Source organism: Chlamydia suis, from assembly GCF_900169085.1.
GTDB lineage: Bacteria > Chlamydiota > Chlamydiia > Chlamydiales > Chlamydiaceae > Chlamydia > Chlamydia suis.
The window spans coordinates 96262-122206 of record NZ_LT821323.1; the positions used below are offsets into that span (position 1 = coordinate 96262).

Consider the following 25945-nt stretch of genomic DNA (forward strand, 5'->3'; position numbering starts at 1 on the left):
GTCATCAGGCAGCTTGTTTTTTCTCGCTCGGAGGGAATGGAATAATTAAAGGGGGTTGTTCCTCTTCTCGACCTGGAGAGTAATACAAAGCACATTCTTTCACTAATCCATCCCAGATATCTTGTAGTTTACGTTGTTGTCGTTCTGTAAGATTTTCTATAACAATCATGTCTTCTGTATTGAGAAGAAATCCATTCTCAGACCAGTTTACAGATCCTGTGATAAGAGTCTTTTTATCGAAAATGCCGAATTTATGATGAAGTTGGTATGGGGTTACTTTTTCATAGATAGAAAGACTAGGGTTCTCCAACTGTTTAATTTGTTGTACGAGGAAGGATTTAAATCCCCTGTCGACTAGGATCTCCACGTCAACGCCACGGTTCTGTGCAGAATTCAATTCTCCAATAATTTGTGGAAGGGTAAGAGCAAACATGCCAATTTGGATGGATTCCTTAGCAGCGCGAATGTGGTGGAGTACTTTATCTAAAGCAGAAGAATTTCCTTCATCTAAGGAAAAGTATTCAATAGGTTGGTTATTAATGGAGCAGCGGCCAGAGGTTTGTGTCTTGATGAAATGACAAAGTTCTGGGCTTTTCAATCCAATAATGAGATTTGCGCTTTTTTCTAAGGAGGCTAATGTAAAATTTGCAGATCCTAGCCAGGCGGTTTCTCCATCTATGGCCATGGTTTTTTGGTGCATGAGTTTTCTTCCTACGGGCGGATGTTCTACTAGGGTAAGGTAGGGAGAGGGTGAGAAATCTGCATTTTTTGCGATACGCTGGTAATGAATACACACAGGAATTTGCGCTGTTACTTGCTTTTTCAAACTCGTCGTGATAGCGGGGATAGAAAGATCATAGATACTTAGAAAGATCTCTTTTTGAGCAGAATTTATCGCATCACAGAGAACTTGAGTAATATTATCGCCGCATTGTTTAGCAAAAATCACCGGTTCTTGGGATTCAAGAAACGTTTGAAAGGTATCTGCGGATGGATTCGGGGCAGGGGCTTTTAATAAACACCCTCCGATAAAGAGGGAGGCTAGGCTGACCGAGATTTTATAAATAAGGTGTTTTGTTTTTTTCATTTGCTTATGTTTAGCTCCTTGACACCTCGATAAGGTGCTGTGTTTAATCTACTCATGAATAGTTATTAATAATATAATTTTTTTACGTGTATTTATTTTCTTTTAATTAAAAACAAAACAAAAAACGGTCTTTTTTGAAAAAAGAGGATCTTTTTTAAGAAAAGTACTGATGCCAACGAGACGCAACAAGCTTTTGTGTTGCTTCGTCTGATTCAAGCTCTTTAGGATAAGAAGGTTTCATGAGGGCATTTAGAATCATAGGAGGGCGGTAGTGTATCTTATGATTTGTTGTGCCACTCACAGGGATATGCAAGTCCGTTGCTGGGGATGATCGTGTGAATGTTCGCCATAAAAACTCTTTCGTACTAGAAAGAGTTTTGGATAGGTCTTCTGATAGAACGATTAAAGGCCACTGCTCTAAGTAAGGTTCCTTGAGTAATAAGGAAATGTCTATGTCCTGAGGAGAAGTTTCTAGAACTAAACATCCTCCACAAAATACTCCTATGCGAAAGACTCCAGGAAGAGAAGGGCCTCGGTATTGTCGGGGCAAAGATCGGATTGGTGTTCCGACTCCTAAAAAAATGCCTTTAGAACCTTTATTTAAGGCTGGTCCAGTGTAATCTAGAGTGTCATTAGCGGTGTCTGAAAGGATAAGAAGATCTCGATCAAAGCGCATGCGCTCTAATACGCATTCTAATAGGCTAGGGAAGTGATTTAAATCTATGGATTGATCTGTAATCCACAAAAATTTTGTTAAAGATAGTTGCCCTTCCCCAAGTATTCGTAAAGAGGATCGTAAGGCTTCCTTCCAGTAGCGCTCTTTAACTATAGCAGCAGCCACTGCATGAAATCCTGCTTCTCCGTAGCTTTTGAGAGCGCGAACCCCGGGCATAATCAGTGGGAAAAGAGGATCAAGGATTTCTTGAAGCTTGTTCCCAAGAAAAAAATCTTCCTGAAAGGGTTTTCCTACGATAGTGGCAGGATAGATAGCATCCTTTTTGTGATACAAACGTTTACAGTTAAAAACTGGAAAATCATGTGTTAGACTATAGTACCCGAAATGATCCCCGAAAGGTCCTTCAGGACGACGCTGTCCTGCGAGAGCTTCTCCTGTCAGAATGAACTCAGCATCACATAGAAGCGGATGCTGAGATAAAGGATCTTTTTCTATAAAGGAGAGCTTTTTGTTTTGTAAAAAAGAACAGAAAACTAGCTCTGGGACGTTTTCTGGGAGAGGGGCAATTGCAGATAGGATCAAAAAGGGGTTGCCTGAAAGGAAAACTGTGACAGGAAGATTTTGTTGTTTTTTCTCCGCTTCAAGGAAATGAGCACCACCTCCTTTTTGAATTTGGAAATGCAACCCTAAGGTATGTTCATCGAAGCGTTGCATGCGGTACATTCCCAAATTAGGAACACCATTCTCGGGCGACTGCGTGTAAACTAGAGGGAGTGTTAAAAAAGGGCCTCCATCTTCTGGCCAGCTCGTGAGCATGGGAAGCTGGGAGAGGTTGGGGGGATCTCGCCAAAGAAAAGGGGAAGGTCGGAAACGTCGTTTGTGTAGTCCTAAAGAAGAAAGGCCTCGTTTTAGAAGGGAGCGGTGTTTCCATAAAGAGGAGAAAGAGGGGGAGGAGGTCAGTAGGCTGACAACCTGATCTAAAAGATGAGAGGAAAGATCGGGAAATAGAAGGTCTACACGTTTCTGAGTTCCGAATAGATTAGTGAGCACGGGAAAGGGAGAACCTTTCACGTTGTGAAAAAGAAGGGCGGGGCCTTCGTTCTCTACGACTCTGCGATGAATCTCAGCTATTTCTAGATAAGGATCTACAAGGACATGGACATCTATGAGCTCTTGTTGAGCACGCAGATAATCCACCAAAGAGCGTAAGGAAAACACGTCGCGGTCTGTTTATTCAAAAATTCAAAAAAGCCTTCCTGCTTTCCTAAAAAAGCTTTTGTCAGGTAGAGAATGCGCATGCTGAGAGAAAATCTCAGCATGCATACGGGACGCTAAAAACCTTTACTTTTAGCTCGCGCAACAACTTTATCTAGTCCTAATTTATCAACTAAACGTAGCGCTGCTGCAGAAATCTTAAATTTAAGGAAGCGATTTTCTTCTGTAGACCAAAGTCTCTTAGTCATCATATTGGGAAGGAAACAACGTTTCGTTCTTCCTGTAACTTTTAAACCGATTCCTTTTTTCTTTTTAGAAATCCCTCGGATAGCATAGCTATAGCCGCGACGAGGCTTTCTTCCTGTAAGTGCACATTTCTTCGACATGACTTCCCTATATTCACTAGCCACTATCTCTCGACAGGGCAACTATAACAAAAAGAAACTATGTTAGACCTTTTTTAATATATCGGGAAGAAGTTTTCGTGAAAATGAAGCAGAAAATGTAGTTCAAAATAAAAATACCTAGACCCTTCAAAAAAAGGCCTCAAGTAAAGAATTTAGCTTGGAATGAACGGATAATTGTTCAATAGAAGGTTTGAGTCGGTACGTCCAATTATTTTTTGAAATGGTGCCAGGGAGATTGATTCTTTCTTGTAAAGGATCGTTCGAGATTAAATCCGGACATAGAGCAAGGTAGTCATTGATAAGATTGATATGAAAAATGGAAGAGGTTTTATGAGATAGTTTGAGAATTTCGGTATGATTATGCAAAGAAAGGGATTGGGTGTAGGGCAGCCCTAAAAATTGAGCAAATGTTTGGGCTTCTTGTGGAGATTCTTGCCACCATAAGGCCAAGGTGGAGGAGTCGTGTGTTGAGATGCTTGTAACAGACAAAGGATCATATTGATCGAACGGGGTGTAAGCGCCAGAGCCTTCCCAATCACGTTCCCAACGTGGAATTCGGGTGCCGCATATGGCCAAAGATTCAAGCATGTGTTTTACATCTCTTGGGATAGAGCCTAAATCTTCTCCTATGGGTAACATGGACGATGCCTTTAACAAGTGGGACAAAATACTTTGCCCTTGGGCTAGGTAATCTTTGGGATCATCAGGTTCAAATCGCCCACGTCCTGAAGCATCCCATACCCAAAATCTAAACAGGCCTACGACATGATCCAAACGATATAAAGAGTAAAAATTTTCCGCATAACGCAAGCGCTCCTGCCACCAACGATAACCATCTTGTTGCAAAGCTTTCATATTATAAATGGGTAGGTGCCAGTTTTGTCCTTCCGTATTATAAAAATCCGGAGGAGCTCCAACCGATTCGGAAGAGGAAAAGTATTTTCTGTAAAACCAGACATCACAGCTGTCTTTGCTGATTAGGATGGGGATATCGCCTTTAATGAGGCAGCCTTTCTCATCAGCATGTTCGCGTACGCGTTTCATTTGTTTGAAGCAGAGATACTGTAGATAGGAGTAGAATTCTATATCTTCGGAAAAGGTACGCTCGTGCTGTGCAATGTACGAAAGATCTGTATAAGTGGCTGGCCAGAGATTGATCGGAAGGTAGTTTAGGTGTTCTCGAATGGAACAAAAAATAGCATAGGGATGCAACCAATAGTTTTCTTTTTCACAAAAAGCGTAGAAATCTGCGTGGCTAGTTAAGTTTTTCTTTTTACAAACTCGGAAGTATTCCTTAAAAAATTTCCTTTTTATCGAAAGCACTTTTTCATAATTTACGCGCGGAAGTCGGGAGAGTTTTCGCAATGTACTTAGGGTTGTTTCTGCGAAAGGGACTTCATCCTGGTAAGGAAGAGCGGATATCGATAGGTGTAAAGGATTAAGAGCTGTAGAAGAAATACTATTGTAAGGGCTCGAGCAAGATCCGGTATCGTTAATAGGAAGAATTTGAAGAATTTGAAAGCCGTGATTAGTACACCAGTCAATCATAGGGATGAGGTCGAGAAACTCCCCTATACCGCAACTACTTTGAGTATGGAGGGAGAAAAGCGGGACGCACACGCCATGTTTAGGAGAGGTATCTATTTGGTTCCAAACCTTCCGAATAGGAGAGTTCTGGATGATGCGTAGGGCGCGAGATAGTAATGGCATAGTCTACAGTAAGTGATACATACCTAGGGCATGTAGATCGGGGAGCTCTCCTTTTGCAAGCGCCTGCATCCAAATTTTAGCGTGTTGAGAAAAAAGCACTAGGTAGCGAGCCAATTTTTCTCCATTTAGATAAGTCATGTTGAGGCGATCGCATAGGTACAGTTGATTAGAAATTTCGCCATAAGCCATCGTTCCTTTAATATTTGACTGGGGAGAACCATTGATGGATAAAGCAGCCTTAAATACTTTTTGTCTAAACGTATTCTCCGGGAGTTTCCCAAGGATCACTCCTGCAATCAAGAATCCAGAATTACCATCCTCTTCAATTTGTACAGCAACATCGTTATACCCGAAGCGCACAACACAAGCGTTGTTTTCGTCTGGAGAGAGCGGGCTGTTGAGCTGATCGCCAAGTTCTGTAAGAAGTTGTTCGAATTGATTTTGCATAGCAATAAAAACTCTCTTTTTAGGCGATTTCTACTGGGCTGCTGGCGGAGACGAAGACTCTGACAGTATAGACTGCTCGGTGGCATGCGGTTGAGGGAAGATAGGAGCTCTTGGGAAATCTCCTGGTTTAGGATAATCTTCATTATCGGCATTCACCGCATCTAACGTATTTGTAATAATAGTCCCAAGTTGTTGTTTTTTCTCTGCCCCCAGAAATATTCTAGGAGAGCATCCGCTAAGCGCTCGGAAAAATAGATTTAACACTTCGGTTTGTATAGTAGTTTCTTGGCCCACAAGCTCGGATAACAATTTTTGCGTTTTCATCGAGGAGGGGAACTTATCCTCCACTAACTTAAAAAACGTCTGAGCAAGATTTTTAGGAGTTACGGACGGAGGAGGGGAGAACCCTTCGTTTTTCAGGTTGTTTAGTATCCCTCCTGTATGCTTATCAAAAAAGTTATCTACAGAGTTCAACGCTTGTAGATTACTAAGTTCCGTCATATATACTTGCAGTTGCGCAGGTGGAATAGAAGGGCCTCCAGATTTGAGGTCTGCCACCATTCCGCCGACTAAAAAATCTAAAACAACCGTTTTTTCGCTAGGTGTGTAGGAAGAGAGCATTTGACGTAATGTAGAGCAATTAGAGGGACCAGAGGTGACTTGGAGATAAAGGGAGCGCAATGACGATGGAGAGGTATTTGCTTTAGAAGCAAAAGCTTCGGATGCTATAAGGACATTACGCCCTCCGACAATCGCTTGAGGATTCTGTTGGAAAAGAGTTTGTTTAGCCTGAATGAGAGCAGCTCGTAGCTTCCCATCAGGAGGACTTGTCGTAATCAGGTAGTCAAGCGCGAGATTTTTGATGGTGGGGTCTGAAAATTTTTGTGACAACAGCTCCAGCACGTCGTCTGAGGAGGACTCATCGCTGAGTTCGTTCTTTAGTCCTTTAAAATCTTGTCCAGAAACTTCAGACAAATCTTCCGTGAACCTGTCTTCAAGAGGGGTGTCACCTTTCTCCTCAGTGCTCTCGGATTTTGCATTCGACTTATCTGTCGTTTTACGGCGAGCCTCTAATGATTGAAATTTTTCTTCTTTTTTTTTGACTCGCGGGGCTGCTGCTGGATTAGTAAAGTCATCATTTCCTTTAATCATGCTGGCTTCAGAAGATTCTTGAGAGCCGATAATCTCTTTTACATCTTCTGCAGCCGCAGCAGCTTGCGCTTGAGACACGTTCACTGTTTGGGCGCCGCCTAACCCTCCAGCTCCTCCAGATGCTGTCATCTCTTCTTACCTCGCGGTTAGAAAATTTGAATTCTTCCTAAAGGCTGGATTCTAATTTCAGGTAAAACCTCTTGATAAGAAATCACAGCAATGTCAGGGAATTCTGTCTCGATTAATTTTCGTACATATCTTCTCACATCAATTGCTGTCAACAGCACTGGAGGCTGACCACCAGGAGGTGTTGGGGTGATGGTCATTCGCATAGATTTTAAAATAAGGTTAACGGAATCGGGATCCAAGGCCAAATAGGATCCAGCAGAAGTTTGTTTGATTGCTCCTCGAATCATTTCTTCAATTTCAGGATCCAGTAGGTAGACGGAGATAGCAGACTGTCCCTGAGAAAATTTGAAACTGATGTACAGTTTTAATGAAGACCGGACATATTCAGTGAGCAAAACAGTATCTTTTTCTGTTTGAGCCCATTCGCTTAGTGATTCTAAAATGGTTCGCAAATCTTTGATGGAAATTTGCTCTTGAACCAAACGTTTAAAGATTTCCGTAAGTTTCTGTAGAGGGATAAGGCGTGTAACCTCTTTAACAAGATCTGGAAAAGAACGTTCCATAAATTCAATCATAGAGCGTACTTCTTGAATTCCCAGAAATTCTTGAGAGTTTTTATGGAAGAAGTAGGAAAGGTGAAGGATAATCACTTCAAGAGGAGACCAGTATTTAATAGCCGCTTTTTCTAAAATAGCAAGAGCATCGGTGCTAACCCAGGCAGAAGGCAATCCGGCGGCATTTTTGTAGGTAATGAAAGGCAAATTGTAACGAGAAAGGTTCTCCTCTACTTCGTTCGTTAACACATGATTAGGTGGAATTTTTCCTCGAACATAGGGGACTTCGTTGAGAAGAATCATATAGTCATTTCCCTCTAAAGAAGGAGAGTCTGTACGTACATGGATTCCTGGGTAACGAATCCCAATATCTTGATACAAAGCCTGGCGCATTTTAGGAATCATGTCATCCACAAAGCTTTGCCCTGATTTAGTTCTTTGTTGAATGAGTTTAGATAGATCTTTTCCGAGCTCAAGAATCACGGGGAGAGTTAGCGCGTAGTCATCGGAATTTTCTCCAGAGGCGGCAGCTCCGTCGGCAGCTCCCACGGTAGTGGAAGAGCTGGAGCCTCCTTTTTTCCCGGGGGCATTTTTCTTAGTAATCAATAAAATTCCCAACACGGCAAAAAGAACGGCCATTAAAGCAAATGACCATAACGGGAATCCTTTAAAGAACCCGATTCCTAATGTAGCTGCTGCGGAAAGGAGCAGTGCTCGAGGTTCTTTAACTAACTGGCTAGAAATTTCTTTACCAAGGTTGGTATCTTTATCACTGGATACTCGAGTGGTTACAATACCTGCGGTTAAAGAGATTAATAGGGAGGGGATTTGAGAAACTAGTCCATCTCCGATAGTAATGAGTGTATAAATGTGAGCCGCTTGAGCCATCGTCATGCCTTTCATAGTGACTCCAATGACGAGGCCCCCAACGATGTTAATCAAGGAAATAACAATTCCGGCAATCACGTCTCCTTTGATGAACTTCATGGCTCCGTCCATGGCTCCATACAGTTCACTTTCCTTTTGAATTTGTGCTCGTTTATCACGAGCTTGTGTTGCATCAATCATTCCTGCGCGAAGATCCGCATCGATAGCCATCTGTTTACCAGGCATAGCATCCAATCGGAATCGAGCAGCAACCTCCGCGACCCTTTCGGCTCCTTTTGTCACCACAATAAACTGGATGATTGTGATGATAAGGAAGATAATAAATCCAACAACATAGTTTCCTCCAACGACGAAGTCCCCGAAGGCTTGGATAACGTTTCCCGCATAAGCATGTAGAAGGATCTGTCTGGAGGAAGAAATATTGATCCCTAAGCGGAACATAGTCGTAATCAGAAGTAAGGAAGGGAAAACAGAAAGTTGTAATGCGCTAGGGATATATAGGGCAACCATCAGCAAGAACACGGAGATTGCCAAGTTAATGGTGATCATGAAGTCCACCATAACTGGAGGCAATGGTAAAATGATCATCAAGACCACACCCAACATCCACATAGCAAGGATGAGGTCGCTGGACTTGTTTATCATATTCAGGGCTGCGTCTCCCCCGAATGTTCTACTGACAAAATTGAGTAGCTTGTTCATTACAGATTATCGAATTGGTTAATGTTTTTATTCTCAAGGTTTTGCGCATTAAGAGAAGTGATGTAAAGAAGGATTTCCCCAACCGCTTCATATGTGCTCTCAGGAATAAACTTCAACTCTTTTCCTTCATCTAAAAGCTGGTGTGCTAAGGGGACGTTCCTCATGATGGGAACCCCATACTTCTCGGCTTCCGCAATAATCCTTTTGGCTCTTAAGTTTACCCCCATGGCTATAATCCATGGGGCCTTGTATTTTTCAGGCATATAGCCGATTGCTACAGCAATATCTTTAGGGTTAGATACTACAGCGCTCGCATGTTTAATTTGAGAGGATGTGTCTTCGTAGGCGATCTCTTGTGCAATTTGACGACGTCGTCCTTTAATCTCTGGGTTCCCTTCAGTATCTTTAAATTCTTGTTTTACTTCGAATTTTTCCATCTTGAGTTCTTTAGCAAAACTATGTCGTTGATAAACAAGGTCTATCACCGCAACAACAAGGAAAAACATACCAATGGAGGTAACGGCCTTGTAAAGAATCTCTTTAAAGATTTGAGCCGTAACCAGAGGAGGAACCCCTGCTGTTTCAATAACTAGCTCTACACGATTTTTTAGAACAATATAGAGAATTAATGCTGCTCCAGAAATTTTAAAAATGGACTTAAGCAATTCAATGAAAGTTTTGATCTTAAACTTCTGTTTGAGATTTTCAATGGGATTGAATTTTTTTAAATCCGGTTTGAAAACTTCTGTGGAAAATGTGGGGCCAACGACTAAAAATCCTATCAACAACCCCACAAACCCCACAGCCCCTAGCAAAGGAAGGGAGACAGTAAGAATCAGCATCAAACAATTTTTTAAATAATAGATGGCTAGGCGAGGGTCGTGTTGTTGGGGAGCTGTTTTGAAAATGGATACTAAAAAACCTCCTAGATGCTCAGCAAAAAATGACGCTAAAGAAAAGGTCATGAACATGGACACAAGGAACGTAATCGCAGAAGGAAAATCTTGAGATTTGGCGACTTGTCCTTTTTTTCTAGCGTCTCGAAGACGCTTAGGGGTCGCCTTTTCTGTTTTTTCGCCCATAAGTGGCCAGTTGCTTAAGCGCTAAAAGGAATATTCCGCAAGTTACCGTATGTAAATGTTTTTCTCAAGAAAGAAGGAGGTTAGAGCTCATCTTGTTTATGTGCAGTGAGTAATGTTCTTCTAGGGCAAAAGAAGTTTTCTTTTAGCACTAATCTTGCTTTTTCTTTAAAATCTCAATTCCCTTAGCAGTTAAAAAGCAAGACTTTGTTGGTCTTGGAAAAAAGAATCAATTTTCTGGGTAATCGAAATGGGACAAACTGAGTGTGGAATAGTAGGGCTTCCCAATGTAGGCAAGTCGGGTTTATTTAATGCATTAACGGGGGCGCAGGTCGCATCTTGCAATTACCCTTTTTGCACGATTGATCCCAATGTCGGGGTTGTCCCTGTTATCGATCCTAGATTAGAAACATTAGCTCGTATTAGTCAGAGTCAAAAGATTATCTATGCAGATATGAAATTTGTAGACATTGCCGGATTGGTTAAAGGTGCGGCAAGTGGTGCCGGATTGGGAAACCGCTTTTTGTCACATATTCGAGAAACGCATGCGATTGCTCACGTTGTGCGCTGTTTCGATAATGACGACATCACCCACGTATCTGGAAAAATTGATCCCGAGGAGGATATTGCTGTCATCAATTTAGAATTGATATTGGCAGATTTTGCTTCGGCTACTAGCGTTCGTGATAAATTAGGGAAACAGGCTAAAGGGAAAAAGGATGTTGGACAGTTGTTACCTCTTCTGGATCGTGTAGTCGAACATTTAGAAGCTGGAAATCCAGTGCGAACATTGACGCTCTCTTCAGAAGAGAGAATCTTGTTAAAACCCTATCCTTTCCTTACAGGAAAGCCCATGCTTTATATCGCCAATATCGATGAAAGCTTTTTAACAGAGCTGGATAATCCTTATGTCCAAAAAGTGCGAGAGGTAGCGAACCGAGAAGGAGCGAGCGTAGTTCCGATCTGTGTAAAATTAGAAGAGGAGATTCTCTCTCTTCCCTTAGAAGAGCGTCGAGATTTTTTACACAGCTTAGGTTTGCAAGAGTCGGGGTTATCTCGTTTAGTAGCCGCTGCTTATAACACTCTGGGGCTCATTTCGTATTTCACTACGGGTCCGCAAGAGACTCGAGCTTGGACCATTGCTCGAGGAGCTACAGCGGGAGAAGCAGCAGGGGAAATTCATTCGGATATTCAAAAAGGATTTATTCGTGCAGAGGTTGTGACCCTAGAGGATATTGTTACCTATAATGGAAGAGCTGGTGCGCGAGAAGCCGGGAAACTTCGTGCAGAGGGCAAGGACTATATTGTTCAAGATGGGGATATCATGTTGTTCCTGCATAATTGAAGCGGGGGAGGCTTTTAATCTGAACGAGCCTTGCGTATATCCTCTTGTATAGCAAGAGCTAGCTCCTCTACGGAAGAAAACGCCTGTTCTTTTCTAAGAAATTTTTTGGGAATGATAGTCACGCGTTTTTCATAAAGATCTTTCGAAAAGTCTAGAATATGAGCCTCTAAGCATAATTGGCGTCTTTGTATTGTAGGCGCCATACCGAGATTCATGACCCCTAGATAGCTTTGCTGCTCAATTTTTACTTCACAACTGTAGACTCCCAACGGCAGGAGTGAGTGAGTTAGAGGTAGATTGATCGTTGCATATCCAAGGGAAGAGCCGATTCCCTGTCCGCGAGAGACGATTCCGGTATAGGAAAAAGGTCTGCCTAAAAATTTTTCTGCCGAAAGGAGATTTCCTTCTCGTAGAAATTGCCGAATTTTTCTACTAGATACAATTGTCCCATCAATGCACAAGGGAGGAACTTCTTCCAAAGACATCCCTAAAGAAGAAACAAAGGGTTTTAATGTCTGCGCTGTTCCTAGGCCGTCTTTTCCTAATCGAGAATCATATCCTAAGAGGATTCTCGAGGGGCGAAGCGTTTTATAAATGGACAAAATAAAGTGTTCAGCTTTTTTATTGGCTATTTCTCGATTAAAAGGAAGAACCGCAAGATAATCGATGTCACAATCCGCCAACAATCGAATACGTTCCTCAAGGGGGGTGATTTCTTCTGGCGGAGAGTTTGATAGGGTGTGTTCGGGATGTTCGCTGAACGTTATGACTCCAGCTTTCCCAGGAAACCGTTTCAAGGAAGAAAGAAGAACCTGATGTCCTAAATGACACCCATCAAAAAAACCTACCGTAACAGATGCTATGGAATCAGAGGCGGGGAGCAGGCTGTAGAATAAGTCCATCTGCGTCACGTAAATGAGGAACTACATCAAATCCTGGTTCATCCAGATGATTCCCGTCAATACACTGATCAACGGAGAAAATTCCACTACGCAATCGGCGAAGTTCTTCCAAATAAGCTCCACATCCCAGCATATTGCCTAGCTCGTGAGCGATGCTCCGAATGTAGGTTCCTTTGCTGCATTGAACTACGAAATGTAAACGTGGGTACTCATACTTAACTAAACGAAGATCTACTCTTACGGTGGCAAATTGCCGTTCTATGGATAACCCCTGTCTAGCATACTCGTATAATTTTTTCCCTTGCACCTTCTTAGCCGAAAACATGGGAGGTATTTGCTGAATTTCTCCTTGAAAATAGCTCGTACATTCCAACACTTCTTCCATAGTTGGAACTTTTTTAGAGCGGCCTACGATTTTTCCATCGCAATCATAAGTGTCTGTAGTAGTTCCTAGGTGTGCTACGGCAGCATATTCTTTATCTTCAAAAAGCATGATGTCTGATAAACGAGTGAATTTTCTCCCTATCAGCATAACCATAACGCCTGTAGCAAAAGGATCCAGGGTCCCTGCATGGCCAATTTTTTTTACGCCTATTAGCCTAACAAGGGAACGAATAAGGCTAAAAGAAGTTCTCCCTTGTGGTTTGTCTACAAGCAAAACGCCTTCGATAGATTCTGTCGCAATTTCCATAATTGATCGTGGAGTTCAGAGATATTGTTATGGGTTAATTTTGTTTATCTTGTTCTGCTATTCTCAGAAGAAGCCTTTCTATATGGTCCTGAGGAGAAAAAATATCTTCTACATAGAAGTGCAAGTCTGGAAAATATTTGAGAACGACAGCTTTAGAAGCTTGACAAGCAATGAATCCAGCAGAAGCCTTTAAAGCCGCAAGCGTTTCCTCTTGAGAATTGTCATGCGGCATTATGGATACATAAACACGAGCAGACTGTAAGTCTCTCGACAAAGATACTCGTGTTATCGTGATCCAGCAATTTGAAATTTTAGGGTGCTTTACATCTTTCAAAATGACTTTTGCAATAGCTTCTCGCAACATTGCATTCACTTTTTTCATTCGTCTATTTTCAGTCATATCGGCCTACAATTTTTGTGGGTGATAAATAACCTCATAGCACTGAAGTATGTCGCCAATTTGTGCTTGTTGGTAATTGTCCAGTAAGATACCGCACTCCATTCCTTTTTTAACCTCTTTGACATCTTCTTTGAGGCGTTTCAAGGAGGAGAGAGAGCCCTTCCAAAGAACCTCTTTATTTCTAATAATGCGAATCTTCTGATTGCGTACCATGCTTCCTTCTGTAACCAGGCAACCGTAAATAGTTCCCAATTGGGAAGATTTGAAGGTCGCTTTAATCTCAGCAGCACCCAAGTCTTTCTCTTCTGCTATAGGATCCAAAAGACCTGTCATGATTTCTTTAATAGCGTCTACTGCGTGATAAATGATATCGAACAGATGAACTTTAACATTTAAGTTTTTAATTAAAGACTCTGCATGACTTTCTACACTTGTATGGAATCCAACAACTACGGCTTTAGAAGCTGAAGCCAAACGGATATCAGATTCCGAAATATCGCCAACTCCGCTAGATAAAATTTCGACATCGACTTTTTCTGAGCGAATGTTGAGTATGGAGTGTGCTAAAGCTTCTATGGAACCTTGAACATCGGCTTTGACAATCAACTTCAAAGTTTTCTTGTTTTGTAACACAGCATCAAAGTTCGGTCGCTTTTTCTGCAAAGCAGCAGATCTTTGCTGCCCAGCAAGTCGGGCATTAATGATCTCTTTTGCAGCTTTTTCATTTTTAACGACGATAAAGGGATCTCCTGCTTTAGGAATCGCGGATAAGCCTGTAATGAGCACGGGAGTAGAGGGTGCTGCCGCCTGCAAGAGCTGATTATGCTCATTGTGCATGGTTTTTACTTTCCCGTAACAATCGTTAAATACTAAAGCTTCTCCTAGATGAAGCGTTCCGTTTTGAACTAGTACAGTTGCAACCGCTCCCAATCCCTTATGCAGCTCAGATTCAATAACAAGTCCGCGAGCTCTAGCAGAAGGATCGGCTTTCAGCTCCAGAACCTCTGCTTGTAATGCTAACATTTCAAGCAAATCTTGCAATCCTTCTCCTGTCTTAGCAGACGTATTAATGGTTGCAATAGATCCTCCCCAAGCTTCAGGAAGAAGGTTGAGTTCTGCTAACTGACGATAAACTGTTTCAGCATTGAAGTTTGGTTTGTCGCATTTGTTGATAGCAACAACAATGGTAATATTAGCAGCTTTCGCATGCTCAATAGCTTCCACAGTCTGCTCTTTAATTCCCTCGTCTCCTGCGACAACCAATACTACGATATCGCAAACTTCTGCTCCTCGAGCTCGCATGGCAGAAAAAGCCTCGTGACCAGGCGTATCAAGAACAGTAATTTCTCCAACAGGAGTCGAGCATTTGAAGGCTCCCATATGTTGCGTAATGGCGCCGGCTTCCGAGGCTGCCACATTACTTTGCCGTAAAGCATCGATAAGAGTTGTTTTTCCATGGTCTACGTGCCCCATAAAAGCCACAATGGGGGAACGAATGACTAACTTTTGCGGATCCGTTTCGTTAATTTCGTCGCGGACAGTATTTTCTACCAAGCAAAGTTTTTCTTTCTCAGAAGAATCAATCTCAATAGTACATCCAAACTCTAATCCAATATATTGTACAACGGTTTGGCTATCCAAAATGTCGTTTACAACATAGGTCATGCCGTGAATGAAAAGTTTTTGAATAAGCTCCGAAGCTTTTAACTTCATCTCGGCCGCAAGATCTTTGACTGTGATAGGAAGTGCGATCTTAATGTGAGACGGACATTGTACAACATGTTCTTCAGTTTGTTTTTTCGTTTTATGAACACGTTTTTTTCGCCACTTATCTTCTTCGGAAGAGTCCTCATTTAACCCATAACGGTCGCGTCCTGTAAAAGCCTTGACATTATCTTCAGATCTTTTAGCGCGATCGCGTTCCGAGCCTCGCTTAGAGTTGTTATTATTATTCGCAGAGTCTCTTCGATAAGCAGGAGCGGATGAAGTCTGACGAGTACTTGCTCCAGAAGATGATTGCTTATTGCTGTTAGGAGTTGAATCCACAGGAGGACGCGTTTGCTTAGGCGTTTCTTCTGCGGGCGCCGCATCTCGAGCTTCTTTAGCTGGAGCTTTAAAAGTTTTAGCCAATAGATGATTAATATGTTTCCCTGTAGGCCCAAATTTGGGTTTGATGGAGACAACACTTTTAGGCTCTGTTCTTGTCCTAATAATGGGGGTTTTTTCGACGCGCTCAGACGGCTCTTTGGCGTGTTCTTCCTGAGGAACTGTCGCATCTTCCTGCGAAGAAGAAACTTCTGCAGTATCACTACTAGTCTTTTCCTTTTGAGACGAGAGATCGCTATCTGCAGAGCCTGCCGAAGGAACTATGTCCAAAGTTAAATGCGAAGCATCGCTGGACAGAGCTGCTGGTGCAGTAGGCTCTTCTGTCGCAAATGAAGAGCGATCTTTAGCACGAATTCTTCTTGCGGTAGATTCTGTTATGCCTGATTCTGCCTCAGGCGCAGGAATGGACGTGCCAGCAGTTTTTTTTAAGCCCTTTTCTTTGGGTTGAGCTTTACTTGCTGGAGAATTTTTGGTGTCAGAAGAGCCGGCTTGAGCTAGTTTCTGTTTCAATTTGTCTAAGCCAGCAGCCTTCGTTAACTGTGCATTCTTAATCTTCAACTTGAGGTTTTTCGTCAACTTTGCCTTCTCCATATTTGCTGACCTGTTCTAGGATCTTATAGGCTAGCTCTAAACTAATTCCTGGAACAGAAGCCAATTCGCTAGCGCTAGCCAGCAATATTTTCCTAATCGTGTCGTATCCTGCGTGCTCTAAGTTTTGCACTACCAACGTATTAATTCCTTCGACTTCCAACGGCTGATCCAATCGAGGATCTTCGAACTCGGCTAACTGCAAGCGTTGAATTTCCAACAACTTGTTGTATTCACTCATTCTTTGGACTTCGAGTTCATAGCCTAAAATTTGACTGATTAGGCGAGCGTTGATACCTCGTTTACCAATAACAGTTGCATAATCCGAGTCTTGGACAATAATAGCGATAACTTTATCGTCTTCTAAAATAGCAATTTTTTGAATCTCTACAGGATAGAGCAAATTTTGTAACAATTCTGTCGACACAGGGGAATAATTTACAACGTCTATTTTCTCGTCATTCAATTCCCGAATGATGTTTTTAATGCGAGAGCCACGCATTCCTACGAAAGCTCCAACAGCGTCAGTTTGAGGGTCAGAAGAGCGCACAGCCATTTTTGTACGATACCCGGCTTCTCTTGCAATTTTTACAATTTCAACAGACCCTTCCTCTAGTTCAGGCACCTCTTGCATGAATAACTGTCTTACAAACTCTGGGTGACTTCTACTGAGAATTACTTCTGCTCCGCCGTTTTCAGATTCTTGTACCTCGTAAAGAAGTGCGTAAATCTTATCACCAACTTTATGTTTTTCTGTTTTAGGGTAAAAGCGAGCGGGCAACAACCCTTCGACTTTCCCCAAATCGACCACTAGATTTGCTCCTCGAGCGAAACTTTTAACTACTCCCGAAATAATTTCATTTTTTCGATGACGATACTCTTCGTAAATCACGTCGCGCTCAGCATGACGAAGCTTCTGCCCAATGATTTGACGTGCTGCATGAGCAGCAATCCTTCCAAATTGATCAGAGACAAAAGGAACATCCATATACTGCCCAATTTGGCAGTCTGGATCATATTCACGAGCCTTATCTAGGGGAATTTCCTTACTTGGATTTTGGCATTTTTCAACGATCTGTTTTTCGCAAAAAACTTCTATATCACCAGTGCGGGGATTGATACTTACGGACACATTCGCGTCGTCTCTAAGAGTCTTTTTCGCAGCAATTTTCAGAGCGGATTCAATAGCAGCTACTATTGTAGAGCGTTGAATACCTTTCTCTCTTTCCATGTAGTCAAAAATAGCCACAAGATCCTTGTTCATTAATACTCCTCTTATGGGTAAGGGAAAAAAAGCAAAAAAAATAATGCTAATAATGGAGCAGAGCTATTAACAGCTCTGCTCTTGCGTTAGCTCTTCGATAACGAAAGCTTCTTTTAGAAAAAAGATTAGTCTCTGTCAGAAGACGTCTCTTCCTCATCTTGACCAGCCTGTCCACCATGAGCAAGGAATTCTTTAATGGAAAGAGAAACTTTCTTGTGATCAGGGTCTAGTTTAATGACCTTAGCAGAAACCTTGTCTCCAATGGAGAGGATGTCTTCAATTTTAGAAAAAGGTTTTTCAGAAAGCTCTGACACATGAATCAGTCCTTCAATGCCATTTTGCAGTTCAACGAAAGCACCGAAAGCTGTAATTTTGGTTACAACGCCAGAGATATCACTTCCAACAGGGAACATAGCTTCAATTTCGTCCCATGGATTAGGAGTCAATTGTTTTACCCCTAAAGTAATTTTTTTGCTTTCTTTGTCTACCGACAGAATAACTGCTTCAACGGTGTTTCCTTTTTTGAAGAGTTCTGAAGGATGCGAAACTTTTTTGATCCAGCTCATATCGGAAATGTGAATTAGTCCTTCAATACCAGGCTCTAACTCAACGAAAGCTCCGTAATTCGTTAGATTTTTAATTTCAGCTGTTACGCGTAAGCCAATAGGGTATTTTTCTTCAATGTTATCCCAAGGATTATGTTCTGTTTGTTTTAAGCCAAGAGATATTTTTCCTTCATCTTTTTGAATGGAGAGAACAACGACCTCAACTTCGTCGCCTTTGTTCACCACTTCGTTAGGATCTACAATGTTTTTAACCCAAGACATTTCGGAAACGTGAATAAGGCCTTCGATACCTTCTTCAATTTCAATAAATGCTCCATAAGGAAGTAGTTTGACAATTTTTCCTCGAACACGTTTTCCTGGAGGATATTTTTTCTCAATGTCTTCCCAAGGATTGTGTTCTTTTTGCTTCAGGCCAAGCGCTACACGACCTTTTTCTTTATCTACGCTAAGAATGATCACTTCCAGCTCTTGGTTGAGTTCAACCATTTCAGAAGGGTGTCGAATGCGTTTCCATGTCATGTCTGTAATGTGTAGCAAACCATCGATTCCATCGAGGTCTAAGAAAACTCCGAAATCGGTAATGTTCTTGACAATACCTTTACGACGTTCTCCGATTGTGATCTGCTCGATAAGCTCTGCTTTCTTAGAAATGCGTTCAGCTTCTAGAAGCTCTCTTCTAGATACAACAACATTTCTGCGATCCACATTGATTTTGAGAATTTTGAACTCGCAGACTTTTCCTACGTAATCATCCAAGTTTTTAATTTTTTTGTTGTCGATTTGGGATCCTGGAAGGAAGGCTTCCATACCAATATCGACAATTAAACCACCCTTGACTTTTCGAGTGATTTGTCCTTTGACGATAGATCCTTCTTCACAATGCGCCAGAATATATTCCCATTGACGTTGTCTCGTGGCTTTTTCTCGGGATAAAACAACTTTCCCTTCGTCGTCTTCAGTTTGATCCAAATAAACTTCAACTTCAGCCCCAACGGTCAGGCCCTCTGAAGAGTCGATAAATTCTGACATTGGAATGACCCCTTCAGACTTTAAGCCAACATCAACAACAACAAAGTCTTTGCTTATGTCGACAACTGTACCTTTTAGGATCGCACCAGGCTGTACTTCGCTAGTAGGTTCTTCTTCCGTCGCGGTGAAGCCATGCATCGCGTAAAGAAGGTCTTTAAATTGTTTTACGTCTTCTGGCAAGCAAGCTATCGTATCGAGATTCTTTTTTGCTCCCCAAGTATAATCCGCTTGATTTGGCATTTAATGATGTTCTCCTAAAAACTACAAAGTCAAAAAGAACAGTGTAAATATTCACCTTAAAAAAGGCAAGATCTCCCTTGCTCTAGAAGTAATAAATTGTTCTAAAAAACTTGTGAGTTTTTTTCGCGTTTTTTGTTTTAGATTTTTTTGAGAAGAAAACCACAAATAAATATTTTGTTAGCAAGTTCTTTTCTAAAAAATGACGTTCGGCTGTCTTAGGATATAGGGGATGAATGTCATTTGCGTAAAAAGTTGGGTCGGCTATAGTTCCTTTTTTTTGTAAATCAAGAAGAATGACTTTTTCCTGTATATTCGTCGCTTTTTTCAGCCTTATCTTAAGTTTATAATCAGGAGTTTCCATGACACATGTAAAATTAGCTATTATAGGCTCTGGTCCTGCTGGTTACACAGCTGCTATTTATGCTTCCAGAGCTCTTTTGACCCCAGTACTATTTGAGGGATTCTTCTCGGGTGTTGCCGGAGGCCAGCTAATGACTACGACCGAGGTGGAAAATTTTCCAGGTTTCCCTGAAGGGGTATTGGGTCAGCAGTTAATGGATCGTATGAAAGCGCAAGCACTGCGTTTTGGTACGCAGGTGCTCGCCAAAGACATTACCTCCGTCGATTTTAGCGTCAAACCTTTTGTCTTGAAATCAGGAGAAGACATTTTTACATGTGATGCGTGTATTATAGCTACGGGGGCATCAGCCAAGCGCTTATCTATTCCTGGCGCAGGAGACAATGAATTTTGGCAAAAAGGAGTTACTGCGTGTGCTGTTTGCGATGGAGCTTCTCCCATTTTCCGAGATAAAGATTTATTTGTTGTGGGGGGAGGGGACTCTGCTTTAGAAGAGGCGTTGTTTTTGACGCGTTATGGCAAACGTGTGTTTGTTGTACATAGAAGAGATGCTTTACGAGCTTCAAAGGCCATGGTAAATAAAGCGCAGGCTAATGAAAAAATCTTTTTCCTTTGGAATAGCGAGGTGGTAAAAATATCGGGAGATTCTGTGGTGCGGTCCATCGATATTTTCAATAACGTCGCAAAGACTACGACGACAATGGAAGCTGCTGGAGTTTTCTTCGCTATCGGGCATCAGCCTAATACTGCATTTTTAGGGGGACAGGTGGCCTTAGATGAAAATGGGTATATTATTACAGAAAAAGGAAGCTCTCGGACATCGGTCCCAGGGGTTTTTGCTGCAGGAGATGTTCAAGATAAGTATTACAGACAAGCGATCACTTCTGCGGGCAGCGGGTGTATGGCGGCGTTAGATGCAGAAAGATTTTTAGATAATGAATAGCTATGTTTGGAATTGGGACTGACATTGTAGAGATTGATAGAATTCGTAGAATCCATCAGACTCATGGAGAGCGGTTTTTACAGAAGATTTTCACAACAGTAGAGAGAGAGTACTGTTTTTCTAAGTCAAATCCCTATGCTTCTTTGGCAGCACGTTTTGCTGCTAAAGAAGCGGTAGCCAAAGCTTTGGGCACGGGGATAGGCCAATCTTTAAAGTGGAAAGAAATCGAAATACATAGAGAGGCTCGCCATCCCCAAGTCGTCGTTCCTAATTCCTTATTAAGCTCCTTGGGGGTGAAACGTATCTTTCTTTCCATAAGCCATTGTCGAAAATACGCTACAGCGGTAGCTGTTGCTGAGTAATCAGTAGTAAATAGAATATTTGGCTTTGAGTTTCTTAAGAAGTTTCCAATGAACAAGACTTGCTTTGAAAAGAGCGTAGCTAACAGAGGAGCACATAAGAAATGATAATATGGGAAGGGTTGTCGAGCGATGTAATGTAGAAGAGATCACTGACATACCCAAGACCACAAACATACGCTTCGATAAAAAGGATTTTTTAATAAATGTTTGAGGAGAGATTTCTTTGATAAGAAGTCGGGCATCTAGCTCATGTTGTTTATTTACGCTTTTCTTTAAAAGTAAATGATATTTAACAGAGGCTATTACCCAGGCTACAGCAAATAGCTGCGCAGCTAAGATGAGAGGAAACCGATAGTGTAAGGCAAGATACAGAGCTTTTGCGAGTAATTTGGCCCCAGAATACAGCCAAATGGCTAGAGGGAGGCAGGCAACGCCAAACCTTGCGATCATCTAAGCTCCTCCAAAAACTTTTTAGAAAAGTGAGTATGCCAAAGCCTATGGATTAGAACAAGCGCTCTTGATTAATAAACTATAGCTTCGTAGGATGAGGAACACATCTTGATTGGGATCCTTAGAGGAAGAAGGTTTTATGTTGCGCTTGTTTCCACACAACCAATTTTTTTTAGAAGAAGATTCTTCTTCAGCAAGTATCCCGCAAGAGCTCTTTTTTGTTAACGAGGCTTTTTCCGATTCTATGCGCTGGGAAGTAGGAAAGATGCTTGGCTCTTTGATTCTATTGTTAGGGATATTTGGAGTTGGGTGTTGGTTATTTCGGCGTTTTTTGCGTTCGCGAGGGCATGTTCCGAGCATCCATTCATCGATTAAGGTTTTAGATCGTCGTGTTCTAGCGTCAAAAACTTCTATCTATGTGATCAAGGTTGCAAATAAAACCTTAGTGATTGCGGAGAGGGGAGATCATGTGACTTTATTGTCCGAATTTCCTCCCAATACAGACCTGAATACCCTATTGCAGCAAGACCAGAAAAAGACTCCATCTCCTAGGGGAGAGATATTGTCTGGTTTCTTAAAGCAATTTAAAGATAAAAAATAAAGAGAGGGCAAAAAGAGAGCTTCTTTATGAGTTTAGATAAGTTGTTAGTTACGGATATTGATGGAACTATTACGCATCATCCGCACCAACTCGATGACCGAGTTATAGAGGCTTTGCATCAATATCATGACGCTGGGTGGTCATTATTTTTTCTAACAGGAAGATATTTTTCTTACGCATATCCTCTTTTCAACAAAATTTCTGTTCCTTTTTTACTAGGCAGCCAGAACGGAGCTTCCGTATGGTCGTCTACGAAAAAAGAGTTTTTTTATTTTCGCAATATGCCTCGAGATTTTCTTGAGGTTTTAGAAAAACATTTTGATGGGCTAGATCTTGTTGTGTGTATAGAATCTGGGGCTTCCAATCGTGATACGTATTTTAGATTGGAATTAGGACAAGAAACTCGGGAGCTCACAAAAATTCTTGATGCAGTTTATTTCCCTTCATCAGAGGCTGCGGAAATACTGATTAATGTCCAGGAACGTCTATCAGAAGAATTTACTTACGAAAATTTTGCTGTTGCTAAATTTTTTGGAAGACGCTCAGAAGTGAGAAAAATGATGGAAAGGTTTGCCGAAGCTCCAGAGGTTTCGTCGCGGGTAACGATGAACTATATGCGTTGGCCTTTCGATTTTAATTATGCCGTTCTGCTGCTTACTGCAAAGGATGTTTCTAAAGGATTTGCTGTAGATCAGGTGGTTCGTTCTCTTTATAAGGGAAATAAGCCGTTCATCATGACCTCAGGAGATGATGCTAACGATATAGACCTATTGTCTCGAGGTGATTTTAAAATTGTCATGCAGACTGCTCCAGATGAGATGCATGGTTTGGCAGATTTTTTAGCTCCCCCGGCAAAAGATCTCGGTATTCTTTCTGCCTGGGAAGCTGGTGAGCTGCGTTATCAGCAGCTTTTTAATTCTTAGGCAGCATTTCTGGCCCTATGCCCATAATATTCGCTCCGTGGTCTACGTATAGGGTCTCTCCCGTAATGGCTTTGGCCAAAGGAGAGACCAAGAAGGCTGCTGCCGCACCTACTTGTTCTGCTTCCATCGGGGATGGCAACGGCGCCCAATCTAGATAGTAATCGACCATTCGTTCTATAAAGCCAATGGCTTTCCCTGCCCGGCTAGCTAATGGCCCTGCTGAAATCGTGTTCACACGGACCCCCCAGCGTCTACCGGCTTCCCACGCCAAAACTTTCGTATCACTTTCCAAAGCTGCCTTGGCCGCACTCATTCCTCCTCCATATCCAGGAACGGCACGCATAGAGGCTAGGTAGGTCAAAGAGATGGTGCTAGCGCCTTCATTCATAAAGGGACCAAAGTGGGAAAGAAGGCTAATAAAAGAGTAGCTGGAAGTGCTTAAAGCGGAAAGATAGCCTTTTCGCGACGTATCAAGTAAAGGTTTAGCAATTTCGGGGCTGTTAGCCAGAGAATGAACAAGGATATCAATATGGCCGAAATCTTTCTTTACTTGTTCCGCTACTTCGGAAACGGTATAACCCGATAGGTCCTTGTAGCGCTTATTCTCTAAAATATCTTGAGGGACATCTTCTGGGGTGTCGAAACTCGCGTCCATTGGATAAATTTTGGCTAAGGTAAGCAGCTCTCCGTTCGACAATTTACGAGACTCATTGAATTTCCCGAGATCCCAAGACTGGGAGAAAATTTTGTAGATAGGAACCCAGGTTCCCACGAGGATGGTTGCGCCAGCTTCTGCTAACATTTTGGCAATGCCCCAGCCATACCCGTTGTCATCTCCTACACCGGCTATGAAAGCAATTTTTCCTGTTAAGTCGATCTTCAACATGAGCTAACCCCATTTAGTCTTATTGAAAGAGGAGAGTAGCAGATTCCCTATTATTGAGAAATGGAGACAAAAACGTCTGTTGGCTCGATCAAACGAGCAGATAAAATTTTATAGAAAAATAAAACTTAATTTTTATTCAAAAAACCTCTTTTTGAATAAAAATAATAAAAACTTAATTTTCAAAGTGTAAAAAAACAGATGCTAGATGTAGAATTCTGGTTAAAAATTTTAAAATCCGGGAGTTAAAGGTATGTCATCTGTTATTAATGGGTTGGGAGGTTTGTGTTCCTCTTTGTGGTCTCGCTTGTGCAATGAGACCCACAATAATGGTAATGACTCTGTTGATGGGAACAACGCCGAGGGTGCTTCGCCTTCTCCCATATGCACCCAACCGACTTCTGTCAGCTCGGGGAGAGATGGCATGCCGTTTCAGCCTGTGATGGGGGCTTGTTCGTTTGGTGTACAGGGGCTTTTGCGTAACAGTTCGGGAGGAAGAGGATTATTTACCCGAGGCCAAGGACGCTTTTCTTCTCAAGGGATTGGTATAACTTCCTTCTCTTCAACGCAGGATGGAGACTGTGTTGACAGCGCGTCTCCTGCTTCCGGAGTGTTCCCTGTGTCTGTAATTAGACAGCAGCCGCAACAAGTCCAATCATCTTCCCAAGCTTCTTTACAGTTGGCGACCATGCTTTCTGGGATGAGCTCTCTATCAGGATCGAATCTCTTTACTTTGTTTGGAGAAGATCGCGTTAGACACTTAACAACTACATCGGACCAAGTTGATGGTACAGCATCCTTAGATTCTGAATTAAGAGAGCTGCTGAAAAATGCTTCTGTGTCTGATGCTACTGCGATACTACTAGGTCTAGGGACCGATGGAAAAACATCCAATACCTCTCCTCTGGCATCTCTATTACTTAGCCAGTATATGCTCTCGAATAAAGATAATCCGGATGTGAAACAATTAGTTGATTTGTTGCAGAAAATAAACAAAGAGAGCGGAGCTTCAGAGCAACCACAAACTCCAGGATTAGCAGAGTGTTGTTCTAATTTTTTTGGAACACTTTCAAGTTCTTCTAATTCTATTGTTGGGGCAGTTGGGCTTGCTGGGAAGGGATTGGCAGACCTTCTCGCTTTAGCCGCAAAAAGTCAGCGGGTTAAGAAGAGCATGTTAATGTGTCATGATTCTTGTAAGCCTTGTTGTACAAGATCTTGTGGATGCGATTCATGTGGCTGCGCAGGCGGTGAGGGAGGCTGCGGAGAATTTGGGAACTTTTTGTGCGGTTGCGCGGAAACGTGGTGCTGCAGTGATTCTGTACACGCAGAGGCGGATTTAACAGATTATGTTAATAAGATTAAGGAGTTGGAGGGTGCTGTCGGCTCGACTACATTTATGTTGGGTCTGCAGAATATGGGAATCACCGTGGCAGATTTACTCTCCGGGTCTATTGATGGAATCCCTTCTCCGGAACAGTTAGAAGCATCTTGTAGAGAAGCGCTATCTACGGTTGGTCGATTGATGATGCGTATGTCGCATGAGAAGTGGCTCAAGCGTTTCTGCTCTTGCGTAGAACTTTTAGACAGTTCTCCTTTCTGGACACAGTCCGTTCAATCGGGGCTATTGGGATGCACGCCAACAAAGCCTCTTCCCGAGTTAGGAAATCGCATTAAAATTACCACCCCCGTTGGCGGTAGACAAGAAGCTGTGAACTTTGATCTGGAGTTATTGCTGCCAGCTTTATCCTGTTTACAGATAACAACGCAAACCGGTGCTGAAGGAGATGGGTTGGATATCGATCAGACAACTAAGGTCCTTAGCAGGGTCTGTGCGGTTCTTTCGGCTGCCGTAGGGGATCAGGGGACGCCAGTTTGGATGACTCCTAAACAGTTGATGGATCTCGTTTGTATTTGCATAGCTTCTTGTGATATTTCCTTAGTAGGAGGACCTAGTTGCGAGGAGTGTAAAGAGTTTACATGCGCTATTTTGGAAGAAAAATCTCCAAAGGATCGTATTGATTGTAGTGACACTCGAAACGCTCAAGCAGCGATTCGTAAATTAGTCGTAAAACAAGAGGCGAAAAGTGCTTTTGTAGAACTGCTAACCTCTTTGAGAGATCCTAACAGTAGAGAAAGTAAAGCTCTGTTGAGAGAATGTCTCTCTTCTTGGGCAAGAAGAGCAGGAGTTGTCTCCACCGGCAACTAACCGTTTCTTTATCGAAAGATAAGAAGCCTCCTCTATTTAGAG

The 25945-nt window shown here is 42.2% G+C and carries 23 protein-coding genes; 6 read left to right on the forward strand and 17 right to left on the reverse strand.

The window, feature by feature from the left end:
• Positions 1-4: 4 nt before the first annotated feature.
• The 8 genes from B6E89_RS00445 to cdsU form a co-directional block, all read right to left on the reverse strand.
• Positions 5-1087 carry a phospholipase D-like domain-containing protein gene (locus B6E89_RS00445; protein ID WP_080132821.1) on the reverse strand — a complete coding sequence of 361 codons (1083 nt, stop codon included), beginning with the start codon at positions 1085-1087 and terminating at the stop codon, positions 5-7.
• A 154-nt stretch (positions 1088-1241) separates the two neighbouring features.
• Entirely contained in the window at positions 1242-2981 is a 1740-nt protein-coding gene (locus B6E89_RS00450) for a menaquinone biosynthesis decarboxylase (protein ID WP_080125941.1), read from the reverse strand.
• A 113-nt stretch (positions 2982-3094) separates the two neighbouring features.
• Complete coding sequence (gene rpmB, locus B6E89_RS00455) at positions 3095-3364, reverse strand: 50S ribosomal protein L28 (RefSeq protein WP_035405607.1); 270 nt, start codon at positions 3362-3364, stop codon at positions 3095-3097.
• 147 nt (positions 3365-3511) lie between these two features.
• Positions 3512-5095: a 4-alpha-glucanotransferase gene (locus B6E89_RS00460; RefSeq protein ID WP_080132551.1), complete on the reverse strand. Its 1584-nt coding sequence runs from the start codon at positions 5093-5095 to the stop codon at positions 3512-3514.
• A gap of 3 nt (positions 5096-5098) precedes the next feature.
• Positions 5099-5542: a CesT family type III secretion system chaperone gene (locus tag B6E89_RS00465; RefSeq protein ID WP_035405611.1), complete on the reverse strand. Its 444-nt coding sequence runs from the start codon at positions 5540-5542 to the stop codon at positions 5099-5101.
• A 30-nt stretch (positions 5543-5572) separates the two neighbouring features.
• A complete protein-coding gene (gene sctW / locus B6E89_RS00470; RefSeq protein WP_080132822.1) occupies positions 5573-6823 on the reverse strand; it encodes a type III secretion system gatekeeper subunit SctW in 1251 nt (416 codons plus the stop codon).
• 17 nt (positions 6824-6840) lie between these two features.
• Positions 6841-8967, reverse strand: a complete 2127-nt coding sequence (gene cdsV / locus B6E89_RS00475) for a SctV family type III secretion system export apparatus subunit CdsV (RefSeq protein WP_035405615.1) — start codon at positions 8965-8967, stop codon at positions 6841-6843.
• Positions 8967-10049 carry a SctU family type III secretion system export apparatus subunit CdsU gene (gene cdsU / locus B6E89_RS00480; RefSeq protein WP_035405617.1) on the reverse strand — a complete coding sequence of 361 codons (1083 nt, stop codon included), beginning with the start codon at positions 10047-10049 and terminating at the stop codon, positions 8967-8969. The genes cdsV and cdsU overlap by 1 nt, the downstream gene beginning before the upstream one ends.
• Before the next feature lie 241 nt (positions 10050-10290).
• Here cdsU and ychF point away from each other — a divergent pair, with 241 nt between their 5' ends.
• The gene (gene ychF / locus B6E89_RS00485; protein ID WP_087877776.1) at positions 10291-11391 is read left to right on the forward strand and encodes a redox-regulated ATPase YchF; all 1101 of its coding nucleotides are present in this window, start codon (positions 10291-10293) and stop codon (positions 11389-11391) included.
• A gap of 14 nt (positions 11392-11405) precedes the next feature.
• Here ychF and B6E89_RS00490 read toward each other — a convergent pair whose 3' ends face one another.
• From B6E89_RS00490 to B6E89_RS00520, 7 genes are all read right to left on the reverse strand, one after another.
• Positions 11406-12302, reverse strand: a complete 897-nt coding sequence (locus B6E89_RS00490) for a bifunctional riboflavin kinase/FAD synthetase (protein ID WP_099156062.1) — start codon at positions 12300-12302, stop codon at positions 11406-11408.
• Positions 12259-12984 carry a tRNA pseudouridine(55) synthase TruB gene (gene truB / locus B6E89_RS00495; protein WP_035405623.1) on the reverse strand — a complete coding sequence of 242 codons (726 nt, stop codon included), beginning with the start codon at positions 12982-12984 and terminating at the stop codon, positions 12259-12261. Before truB ends, B6E89_RS00490 begins: the two co-directional genes overlap by 44 nt.
• Positions 12985-13018: 34 nt before the next feature.
• Positions 13019-13384, reverse strand: coding sequence for a 30S ribosome-binding factor RbfA (rbfA, locus tag B6E89_RS00500; protein WP_080125945.1), 366 nt, complete (start codon positions 13382-13384; stop codon positions 13019-13021).
• A 6-nt stretch (positions 13385-13390) separates the two neighbouring features.
• Positions 13391-16081, reverse strand: a complete 2691-nt coding sequence (gene infB / locus B6E89_RS00505; RefSeq protein ID WP_080132834.1) for a translation initiation factor IF-2 — start codon at positions 16079-16081, stop codon at positions 13391-13393.
• Positions 16038-17342: a transcription termination factor NusA gene (gene nusA / locus B6E89_RS00510; RefSeq protein ID WP_035405628.1), complete on the reverse strand. Its 1305-nt coding sequence runs from the start codon at positions 17340-17342 to the stop codon at positions 16038-16040. The genes infB and nusA overlap by 44 nt, the downstream gene beginning before the upstream one ends.
• Before the next feature lie 125 nt (positions 17343-17467).
• Positions 17468-19177, reverse strand: a complete 1710-nt coding sequence (gene rpsA / locus B6E89_RS00515; RefSeq protein WP_080123498.1) for a 30S ribosomal protein S1 — start codon at positions 19175-19177, stop codon at positions 17468-17470.
• 82 nt (positions 19178-19259) lie between these two features.
• A complete protein-coding gene (locus tag B6E89_RS00520) occupies positions 19260-19538 on the reverse strand; it encodes a hypothetical protein (RefSeq protein ID WP_080124228.1) in 279 nt (92 codons plus the stop codon).
• Between B6E89_RS00520 and trxB the strand changes: the two genes are divergently transcribed.
• Together trxB and acpS are read left to right on the forward strand one after the other, a co-directional pair.
• On the forward strand, positions 19537-20478 hold the full coding sequence (gene trxB, locus B6E89_RS00525; RefSeq protein WP_080132835.1) for a thioredoxin-disulfide reductase: 942 nt from the start codon (positions 19537-19539) through the stop codon (positions 20476-20478). The genes B6E89_RS00520 and trxB overlap by 2 nt on opposite strands.
• Positions 20479-20480: 2 nt before the next feature.
• Positions 20481-20840 (forward strand): holo-ACP synthase, encoded by a 360-nt coding sequence (gene acpS / locus B6E89_RS00530; protein WP_035405637.1) that lies wholly within the window; start codon positions 20481-20483, stop codon positions 20838-20840.
• On the opposite strand, the gene B6E89_RS00535 is transcribed toward acpS, so the two are convergent.
• Entirely contained in the window at positions 20841-21290 is a 450-nt protein-coding gene (locus B6E89_RS00535; protein ID WP_080125946.1) for a hypothetical protein, read from the reverse strand. It lies immediately after the preceding gene.
• 139 nt (positions 21291-21429) lie between these two features.
• On the opposite strand from B6E89_RS00535, the gene B6E89_RS00540 reads away from it, so the two are divergent.
• Positions 21430-21891: a flagellar biosynthetic protein FliO gene (locus tag B6E89_RS00540; RefSeq protein WP_080122887.1), complete on the forward strand. Its 462-nt coding sequence runs from the start codon at positions 21430-21432 to the stop codon at positions 21889-21891.
• A 26-nt stretch (positions 21892-21917) separates the two neighbouring features.
• The gene (locus B6E89_RS00545) at positions 21918-22814 is read left to right on the forward strand and encodes an HAD-IIB family hydrolase (protein WP_080125947.1); all 897 of its coding nucleotides are present in this window, start codon (positions 21918-21920) and stop codon (positions 22812-22814) included.
• Here B6E89_RS00545 and B6E89_RS00550 read toward each other — a convergent pair.
• On the reverse strand, positions 22804-23700 hold the full coding sequence (locus B6E89_RS00550; RefSeq protein ID WP_080124232.1) for an enoyl-[acyl-carrier-protein] reductase: 897 nt from the start codon (positions 23698-23700) through the stop codon (positions 22804-22806). The two genes, B6E89_RS00545 and B6E89_RS00550, sit on opposite strands and share 11 nt — an antisense overlap.
• 250 nt (positions 23701-23950) lie before the next feature.
• Here B6E89_RS00550 and B6E89_RS00555 point away from each other — a divergent pair, with 250 nt between their 5' ends.
• The gene (locus B6E89_RS00555; protein WP_231909327.1) at positions 23951-25903 is read left to right on the forward strand and encodes a hypothetical protein; all 1953 of its coding nucleotides are present in this window, start codon (positions 23951-23953) and stop codon (positions 25901-25903) included.
• Positions 25904-25945: the final 42 nt, after the last annotated feature.